9 protein-coding genes are annotated in these 7,912 nt (G+C 62.6%); 7 read left to right on the forward strand and 2 right to left on the reverse strand.

The features are described 5' to 3' along the window. Positions 1-83: 83 nt before the first annotated feature. The 3 genes from EOA28_RS17230 (at position 84) to EOA28_RS17240 (ending at position 3,833) form a co-directional block, all read left to right on the forward strand. Positions 84-2,153: an ASKHA domain-containing protein gene (locus tag EOA28_RS17230; protein WP_127252974.1), complete on the forward strand. Its 2,070-nt coding sequence runs from the start codon at positions 84-86 to the stop codon at positions 2,151-2,153. Positions 2,154-2,336: 183 nt separating this feature from the next. Then, positions 2,337-2,522 carry a hypothetical protein gene (locus EOA28_RS38885; RefSeq protein ID WP_040982459.1) on the forward strand — a complete coding sequence of 62 codons (186 nt, stop codon included), beginning with the start codon at positions 2,337-2,339 and terminating at the stop codon, positions 2,520-2,522. Positions 2,523-2,816: 294 nt separating this feature from the next. Continuing rightward, positions 2,817-3,833 (forward strand): alpha/beta hydrolase, encoded by a 1,017-nt coding sequence (locus tag EOA28_RS17240; RefSeq protein WP_128315083.1) that lies wholly within the window; start codon positions 2,817-2,819, stop codon positions 3,831-3,833. 226 nt (positions 3,834-4,059) lie between these two features. Here the strand turns inward: EOA28_RS17240 and EOA28_RS17245 are convergent, their stop codons facing one another. Beyond that, a complete protein-coding gene (locus EOA28_RS17245) occupies positions 4,060-4,959 on the reverse strand; it encodes a LysR substrate-binding domain-containing protein (protein WP_042645025.1) in 900 nt (299 codons plus the stop codon). A gap of 219 nt (positions 4,960-5,178) precedes the next feature. Here EOA28_RS17245 and EOA28_RS17250 point away from each other — a divergent pair, with 219 nt between their 5' ends. The 4 genes from EOA28_RS17250 (at position 5,179) to EOA28_RS40935 (ending at position 7,292) form a co-directional block, all read left to right on the forward strand. Next, complete coding sequence (locus tag EOA28_RS17250; protein ID WP_127252972.1) at positions 5,179-5,364, forward strand: hypothetical protein; 186 nt, start codon at positions 5,179-5,181, stop codon at positions 5,362-5,364. Between the two features lie 349 nt (positions 5,365-5,713). Further along, the gene (locus tag EOA28_RS40930; RefSeq protein ID WP_108702985.1) at positions 5,714-5,848 is read left to right on the forward strand and encodes a hypothetical protein; all 135 of its coding nucleotides are present in this window, start codon (positions 5,714-5,716) and stop codon (positions 5,846-5,848) included. A gap of 311 nt (positions 5,849-6,159) precedes the next feature. Continuing rightward, positions 6,160-7,098, forward strand: coding sequence for a GlxA family transcriptional regulator (locus tag EOA28_RS17260; protein WP_348526999.1), 939 nt, complete (start codon positions 6,160-6,162; stop codon positions 7,096-7,098). A gap of 11 nt (positions 7,099-7,109) precedes the next feature. After that, positions 7,110-7,292 (forward strand): DUF1778 domain-containing protein, encoded by a 183-nt coding sequence (locus EOA28_RS40935; RefSeq protein ID WP_281059011.1) that lies wholly within the window; start codon positions 7,110-7,112, stop codon positions 7,290-7,292. Here EOA28_RS40935 and EOA28_RS17270 read toward each other — a convergent pair. Beyond that, a partial coding sequence (locus EOA28_RS17270) for an ABC transporter ATP-binding protein (RefSeq protein ID WP_148670743.1) occupies positions 7,293-7,912 on the reverse strand: 620 nt, incomplete at its 5' end.

Consider the following 7,912-nt stretch of genomic DNA (forward strand, 5'->3'; position numbering starts at 1 on the left):
CCCCTGGACCAACGGACTCTCCGCCCAATAGTAGAACGATCCGTTAAACGGCATCGGCAATTGCCATCGAGACGCGTGCCAGCATGAATCCTCCCCCCAACATCACCGATCCGCTCGTCCTGTTCATGCCGTCGGGCAAGCGCGGCCGGTTCCCGGTCGGCACGCCGGTGCTTGATGCGGCGCGCCAGCTCGGCGTCTATGTCGAAAGCGTGTGCGGCGGCCGCGCCACCTGCGGGCGCTGCCAGATCGAGGTGCAGGAAGGCAATTTCGCCAAGCACAAGATCATCTCGTCCAACGACCACATCTCGCCTAAGGGCGCCAAGGAAGAGCGCTACGAGCGCGTGCGCGGCCTGCCCGAGCGGCGCCGTCTTTCCTGCTCGGCACAGATACTCGGCGACCTCGTCATCGACGTGCCGCAGGACACGGTCATCAACGCCCAGACCATACGCAAGGACGCCGACACCAGGGTGATCGCCCGCGATACGGCGATCCGCATGTGCTATGTCGAGATCGAAGAGCCCGACATGCACAAGCCGCTCGGCGATCTCGACCGGCTCAAGATCGCCCTGATGAAAGACTGGGGTCTCAAGAATCTCGAATTCGACTTCTACCTTCTGCCGCAGGTGCAAGGCATCCTGCGCAAGGGCAACTGGACCGCGACGGCCGCCATCCACAAGGATGCCGATAGCGACATCGCTCGCGTCATCGCGCTGTGGCCGGGCCTGAAGAACGAGGCCTACGGCCTTGCCTGCGACATCGGCTCGACCACCATTGCCATGCATCTGGTGTCGCTGCTGTCGGGCCGCGTCGCTGCGTCCTCCGGCACCTCCAATCCGCAGATCCGCTTCGGCGAGGATCTGATGAGCCGAGTCTCCTATGTGATGATGAACCCGGACGGCCGCGAGGGCATGACGGTCGCCGTGCGCGAGGCCATTTCCAGCCTGGTCGACAAGGTGTGCGCCGAAGGCAACGTCCAGCGCGCGGACATCCTGGATTCCGTCTTCGTCGGCAATCCGATCATGCATCATTTGTTCCTCGGCATCGATCCGACCGAGCTCGGCGGCGCGCCCTTCGCGCTCGCCGTCTCGGGCGCGGTGCGCATCAAGGCCTCCGACATTGGCTTGAAGCTCAACCAGGGCGCCCGCCTCTACATGCTGCCCTGCATTGCCGGCCATGTCGGCGCCGACGCCGCGGCTGTCACGCTGTCGGAAGGCCCGCATCGCCAGGACGAGATGATGCTGATCGTCGACGTCGGCACCAATGCCGAGATCGTGCTGGGCAACCGGACCCGCGTCGTGGCGGCCTCGTCCCCCACCGGCCCGGCCTTCGAGGGCGCGGAAATCTCTGGCGGCCAGCGAGCGGCGCCCGGCGCTATCGAGCGCGTCCGCATCGATCCCGACACATTGGAGCCGCGCTACCGCGTCATCGGCTCGGAACTGTGGTCGGATCAGCCGGGCTTCGCCGAAAGCGTGCAGGCGACCGGCGTCACCGGCATTTGCGGCTCCGGCATCATCGAAGTGATCGCCGAGATGTATCTGTCCGGCATCATTTCGGAGGACGGCGTCGTCGATGGATCGCTCAGCATGCGCTCGCCGCGCATCGTGGCCAACGGCCGCACCTTCTCCTATGTGCTGAAGGAAGGCGAGCCGAAGATCACCATCACCCAGAACGACGTCCGCGCCATCCAGCTTGCCAAGGCGGCGCTCTATGCCGGCACCAAGCTGTTGATGGAAAAGCAGCACACCGATCATGTCGACCGCATCCATTTCGCCGGCGCCTTCGGCTCCTTCATCGATCCGAAATACGCCATGGTCCTTGGCCTGATCCCGGACTGCGACCTCGACAAGGTCTCGGCCGTCGGCAACGCCGCCGGCGCCGGAGCGCGCATGGCGCTCTTGAACCGTGGCTACCGTCGCGAGATCGAAGAGACGGTGAGCAGGATCGAGAAGATCGAGACGGCGCTGGAACCGAAGTTCCAGGAGCACTTCGTCTACGCCATGGCGCTGCCGAACAAGGTCGACCCCTTCCCCAAGCTGGCCGCCGCGGTGAAGCTGCCGCCGCGCAAGGCAATGAGCGAGGACGGCGCCGCAGGCGACGCCACCCCGCGCCGGCGCTCACGCGAGGAGCGCGCGGCGCGGCGGGGTCGTGCGTAGGCTTCTTTCCGCCTCCAACACTTGAACTTCATTTGCATGCAAATGTTTCCGGATCCGCCCGATCTGGAAACCGAAGCTCTGTTCTCGCGAAATCGACCCGATACAGGCGTGACGCATTTAGCGGCCATCGCATAGCGGCCGGGGATCATTCGCGGCCGCCGCTGGTCTTCAAGGGAGAAGAAAATGTCAATGTTCGGAAATCTCAGCCGCTTCGGTGTCACCATCAGGCAGGCTCATGCCAGGAACAAGGCGATCCGCGCGCTCAACGATCTGCCGGCGCATGTCCAGAAGGATATCGGCTGGCCGGCCTCGCCGCCGAGCGATCCTCAGGCAGCACTGCACAAGCTGCTCCTGGGCACGCCGCGCTGATGACCTTCGCCGACAAATGCAAGCTGCTCGGCAAGCGCCGGGGCCGCGATGCGGCTCCGGCGGCGGGCGACAACATGCTGCGCGCCGCGCTGCTGCCGAAGCGGCGCTGAGCAATTCCAGGGAAAGCACGCAGCGACAGGCTCGGCGACTTCGCCATAGCCCCTCCGTAATTGCGTAGACCACCGGATCACGCCGATGTGCCAGCGTGAATCCTTGACATTTTTAACTGCGGTACGATCTTCGAAAAGCGGGAGGAATTCTCTTAGTCGGCTCTGCCGAGATCCGTGTATCCGCATGCCCAGTTTGAAAAGCCACCTCGTTTCGTTCGTCCTGCGGCACAGCCGCAAGAAGGCGTTTTCCAGCCCCGAGAACCTGCAGCGCTGGATTGCCTATGCCCGCAAGACCGAGGACCATCATCCGCCGGCCTTGCTCAAGGCGCGGCTGGACATAACCGAGACCGAGATCGACGGCTCTCCCGTCTATGAGATCGCGCCGAAGGCGGGCGAACGCCGGCGCATACTTTACCTGCATGGCGGCGCCTATGTTTTTCAGATCACCTCCTACCACTGGGGGCTGATCGCCGAGATGGCCGAGCGTCTCGGTTTCGGCATCACCGTGCCGATCTACCCGATCGCGCCCGAGCACGATTTCCACGACATGTTCGGCATGGTCGGCGACGTCTACCGGCGCATGCTCGAAGGCACCGAGGCCGAAGACATCGTCTTCATGGGCGATTCCGCCGGCGGCAACATGGCCGTCGTGCTAACCATGATGGCGACCGAGGACGGCCTGCCCTCGCCGTCGCGCCATGTGCTGATCTCGCCCGGCCTCGACGTTTCGCTTGCAAATCCTGAAGTCTTCGAGGCCGAGCGCCAGGATCCTTGGCTGGGCATTCCGGGTGGGCTGGAAGCAGTGCGCCTCTACAGCGCCGGTTTCGACCGCAAAGACTGGCACATCAGCCCGCTTTACGGCGACTTGTCCCTGCTGCCGAAAACGCTGCTGCTGACCGGCTCACGCGACATGCTGACACCAGACAATCTCATCTTCGCCGAACGGGCGCGGGCTGCCGGCGTGGAGGTGGACGTGGTCTACGAGGAGGGCATGTTCCACGTCTGGCCGCTGATCGAGATGCCAGAAGCGCGCCGCGCGCGCGACAGCATCGTATCGTTCCTGAGGGATGAAGCCCGCAGTCAAGCCGAAAGGGAGACGGTCAACTCGTCGGCCCAGGGCCTATCAAGAGTTCCGTTGATGACCGGATTTGCGAGTACGAAGATCGCATCGGCGATTTCATCGCTTCGATCGGGCTGGTAGCCGATATCGTCTCTGAGTTCGATCAGATTTGCCCATTCCTCCACGTCGGACGCGGCTAGCTCCCCCGTGAGAAAGCGACGGAGCGTCCTCGCTATGTGATCGGCGCTAAGGACAACGATCGGCGTATCCGACCAGCCAAGCTCGTCAATCATGTCGGTCAGCCGCTCAATCGGCTTTGCGAACGCAACGAGGTCGCTGAGCACCGAAAGTCGGTCGATCACGTTCGTCAGAACTTGCCGGTCTCGCGAAACAGTTCGAACGTCGCGCGGATATGGTCGGCGACAGCCTTCACCGGCGCGCTGGCGTCGGGCGCCACCACCATGGCGAGATTGTAGGTGCCGATCTCGGGCATGCCGTCCTTGGCGCCCAGCGAGACCATCTCGTCGCCAAGGAAGGATTTCGGCAGCGGCGCCACCGCAAGGTCGGCCATGATTGCGGCGCGCTGGCCGGCCGTGTGGGCGCTCATATAAGCGATGCGGTAGTTGCGGCCCTCGCGTCCGAGCGCTTCGAGCGCGCCGGCCCGCCAGGCGCAGCCCTCCTCCCACAGCGACACCGGCAAAGGTTCGCGCAGATGCGCGCAGCCGCCCTTGGCGCCTGCCCACACGATCGGCTCGGTCAGCAGGACCTCCGCGCCGACGGCGCTGGTCTTGTAGGAATTGGTGAGCAGCGTGATGTCGAGCGCGCGGTCATCCATGCGCCGGCGCAGATTGATGCTCTGGTCGATGGTGACGTCGACGGCGATCGAAGGATGCGACTGCGCGAAGCGCTTCAGCACATGCGGCAGCACGCGCTCGCCATAGTCGTCCGGGGAGCCAAGCCGCACCACGCCGACAATGTCGGGGATGATGAACTTCGACACCACCTCGCGGTTGATCGACAAAAGCCGGCGGGCATAGCCGAGCAGCATCTCGCCATCCGTCGTCAGCGTCACCGAACGCGCATCGCGCGCGAACACGGAACGGCCGAGAATATCCTCCAGCTTCTTGATCTGCATGGAGACGGCCGACGGCGTTCGGAACACCGCGTTGGCGGCGGTGGTGAAGGAGCCGGTCTCGGCGATCGCCACGAAAGTGCGCAGCACATCGAGGTCAAGCAGCGGCAAAGGGTGATTGAGCGGGGCGTTCATGGGAGCCGACCTTCAATTTTTCTGATGCAATCCATCATTCCATTTCGTTTGATTGAACATCAGTCCGGGCGCATAGTCAACTCGATCGATGCAGGATGCTGCCAAAAGCAGCCATGAAACGACCCTGACACAGTCCTGCAATCGACATGAAATGAAGCTGAAACAGACCTGACTTAACGCAGTGACGGGCGCCTCCCTGCCCGCATAGAGGAGAAAGAAATGTCTATCCTGTCGTCCATCGGTCGGCTTGCGACCGATTTCAGCGCGGCCCGCGCCCGCTATCAGACCGAACGCGCCATCCATGCGCTGCCGATCGAACTGCAGAAGGATATCGGCTGGCCGGAAGCAGCCGACGTAAAGACCGGCTTGCGCCACGGTGTCGGAAGCTGGGCCGGAGCGAAGTAATCACGTGTGTATAAAGATCTGAAGGCCTGCCGCGTCAGCTCGGCAGGCCTTTTGTTTTTTAGGCCTTTTTGTTTGCATTCAAACGACTTTTCCAGCCATGCCGCCGCTGCATGACGCATATGAACCACCCGCATAGCGGGTTAACAGGCCAGGTAAAGCACTGTAAACAATAGGAAATTATGGGCACATTGCCCAAAAATGTCGCATATCGTGTCGCTTTTCATATCAAGCGCTTCGTTTTTGCGATTTAGTTTTTGCCGAAGCGAGCCTATATCGGCGCCAGCAAAAACGAGCTGCCCCACTCCATCAAGCGAAGGCGACCCGTCTGAGCAACCAAATGGAGATGATGATGAAGCTCTTTGCCCGCCTGTTTGCCCGCCGCGAAATGAACTTGACGACCGCTCTGGAGCGTCAGCGTCTCGCCAAGACCATGCCCGGCCAGACCGGCGCCGTGGCCGCTGCTCGTCTCGGCTTCGTTGCCTGAGACAATCCAGTACCGATTAGCTGAATTCAAACGCCGCCCGGCTTGCCGTGGCGGCGTTTTCATTTCGGTATTGCCACTTGTCGTCGGTGCAGCGACGCCCTGCGGTTGCACCTATTGCCCATTTGCGACTCGTGTCGCAAATTTAATCTTCACTTAGCCGCCTACCCGATTGACAGGAATGGTTTTTCCTGTTGTCGCTATGCTGTTCGCGACATCCTGTTCGCGTCATGGCTGCGTGAGGTTTCACCGTGAATGCCGTAAAGCACCCGATCAAGAGATCGTTTGTATTCTTCCTCGTTCCCGACTTCACCATGATCGCCTTCGCGACGGCGCTCGATCCGCTTCGCTCGGCCAACCGGATGCTCGGCTACGAGGCCTATAGCTGGCGCCTGGCGAGCATCGACGGCAAACCGGTTCGCGCCTCGAACGGCGTCGAATGCGCCGTTAACACGTCGCTGGAGGAGGAGCGCAGGAAGATGGCCGGGCCGGACCGGCCGAACATGGCGATCGTCTGCAGCGGCATCAATGTCGAGCGCTATCACAACAAATCGGCCTTCGCCTGGCTGCGCGAGGAGTATAATCGCGGCGTTGCGGTGGGCGGCCTGTGCACAGGCGCGCATATCCTGGCCGCCGCGGGCCTGCTGTCCAACAAACGCTGCGCCATCCATTGGGAAAACCTTCCGGGCTTCTCCGAGGCCTTCCCCAAAGCCAATGTCTTCGCCGACCTCTTCGAAATCGACCAGAATGTCTACACCTGCGCCGGCGGCACCGCCGCGCTCGACATGATGCTGAAGCTGATCGGCGATGATTTCGACGAGAGCCTGGTCAACCGCGTCTGCGAGCAGGTGCTGACCGACCGCGTGCGCAGCCCGACCGATCGCCAGCGCCTGCCGCTGCGTGCCCGCCTCGGCGTTCAAAATTCCAAGGTGCTCACCATCATCGAGTTGATGGAGGCGAACCTCTCCGAACCGCTGTCGCTGATCGAGATCGCCGACCATGTCGATCTGTCGCGCCGGCAGATCGAGCGCCTGTTCCGCACCGAGATGGGCCGGTCGCCCGCCCGCTACTATCTGGAGATCCGGCTCGACCGCGCCAGGCATCTGCTCATCCAGTCGTCGCTGCCGGTGGTCGAAGTGGCAGTCGCATGCGGCTTCGTTTCCGCCTCGCATTTCTCCAAATGCTACCGCGAACTCTATGCCCGCTCGCCGCAGCAGGAGCGCGTCGACCGCAAGCAATTGCTGGCGGCTTGATCAGGTGTCACATGACCACGAGAGCGACTCAATTCGACAATCTGGCCGACCGGCGCAGCTTCGGTCTCGACGCGGAGAAATGGGCTGCGTTCATGGCGACTCTGGAAGCTCCCGTCCGTGATCTTCCACGGCTAAAACGTCTCTTGAACGAGCCAAGCATTTTTCCCGACCCGATCCAGTATGTGTCGAACTGACTACACCTGCGCCGTCCGCATCGCCTCGATACGGATGTCTTCGGTGAGCTGCGCCTTGAGCGCCGAGAATTCCGGGCTGGTCTTCAGCGTGTAGTGGCGCGGATGCGGCAGGTCGACTGGCACGTCCGACTTGATGCGGCCGGGCCGGGCGCTCATCACGATCACCCGCGACGCCATGAAGATCGCCTCTTCGATGTCATGGGTGACGAACAGCACCGTCTTCTTGCGCCGCTCCCAGATGCCGAGCAGCAATTCCTGCATCAACCCGCGCGTCTGGTTGTCGAGCGCACCGAACGGCTCGTCGAGCAGCAGGATTTCGGGATCGTTGGCCAGCGCCCGCGCAATTGCCGTGCGCTGTTGCATGCCGCCCGAAAGCTGTTTCGGCCAGTGGCTCTCGAAGCCTTTCAGGCCGACGAGATCGATATAGGAGGCGACGATCTCGTTGCGCTCGCGCTCGGGCCGGCCTTGCTCGTGCAGGCCGAAACCGATGTTTTCGGCGACCGTCAGCCAGGGAAACAGCGTGTAGGATTGGAACACCATGCCGCGGTCTGGTCCCGGCCTTGTGACCGCCTTGCCGTCGAGCAGCACGCGGCCCGTGCTCGGCGCCTCCAGTCCGGCGA

This window comes from Mesorhizobium sp. M2A.F.Ca.ET.067.02.1.1 (assembly GCF_004023285.1).
GTDB lineage: Bacteria > Pseudomonadota > Alphaproteobacteria > Rhizobiales > Rhizobiaceae > Mesorhizobium.

What these genes read in the sequence shown, in the direction of transcription:
- EOA28_RS17230 (WP_127252974.1), top strand. Translation starts at nt 84, where the DNA reads ATGAATCCTCCCCCCAACATCACCGATCCGCTCGTCCTGTTCATGCCG.
- EOA28_RS38885 (WP_040982459.1), top strand. Translation starts at nt 2,337, where the DNA reads ATGTCAATGTTCGGAAATCTCAGCCGCTTCGGTGTCACCATCAGGCAG.
- EOA28_RS17240 (WP_128315083.1), top strand. Translation starts at nt 2,817, where the DNA reads ATGCCCAGTTTGAAAAGCCACCTCGTTTCGTTCGTCCTGCGGCACAGC.
- EOA28_RS17245 (WP_042645025.1), bottom strand. Translation starts at nt 4,959, where the DNA reads ATGAACGCCCCGCTCAATCACCCTTTGCCGCTGCTTGACCTCGATGTG.
- EOA28_RS17250 (WP_127252972.1), top strand. Translation starts at nt 5,179, where the DNA reads ATGTCTATCCTGTCGTCCATCGGTCGGCTTGCGACCGATTTCAGCGCG.
- EOA28_RS40930 (WP_108702985.1), top strand. Translation starts at nt 5,714, where the DNA reads ATGAAGCTCTTTGCCCGCCTGTTTGCCCGCCGCGAAATGAACTTGACG.
- EOA28_RS17260 (WP_348526999.1), top strand. Translation starts at nt 6,160, where the DNA reads ATGATCGCCTTCGCGACGGCGCTCGATCCGCTTCGCTCGGCCAACCGG.
- EOA28_RS40935 (WP_281059011.1), top strand. Translation starts at nt 7,110, where the DNA reads ATGACCACGAGAGCGACTCAATTCGACAATCTGGCCGACCGGCGCAGC.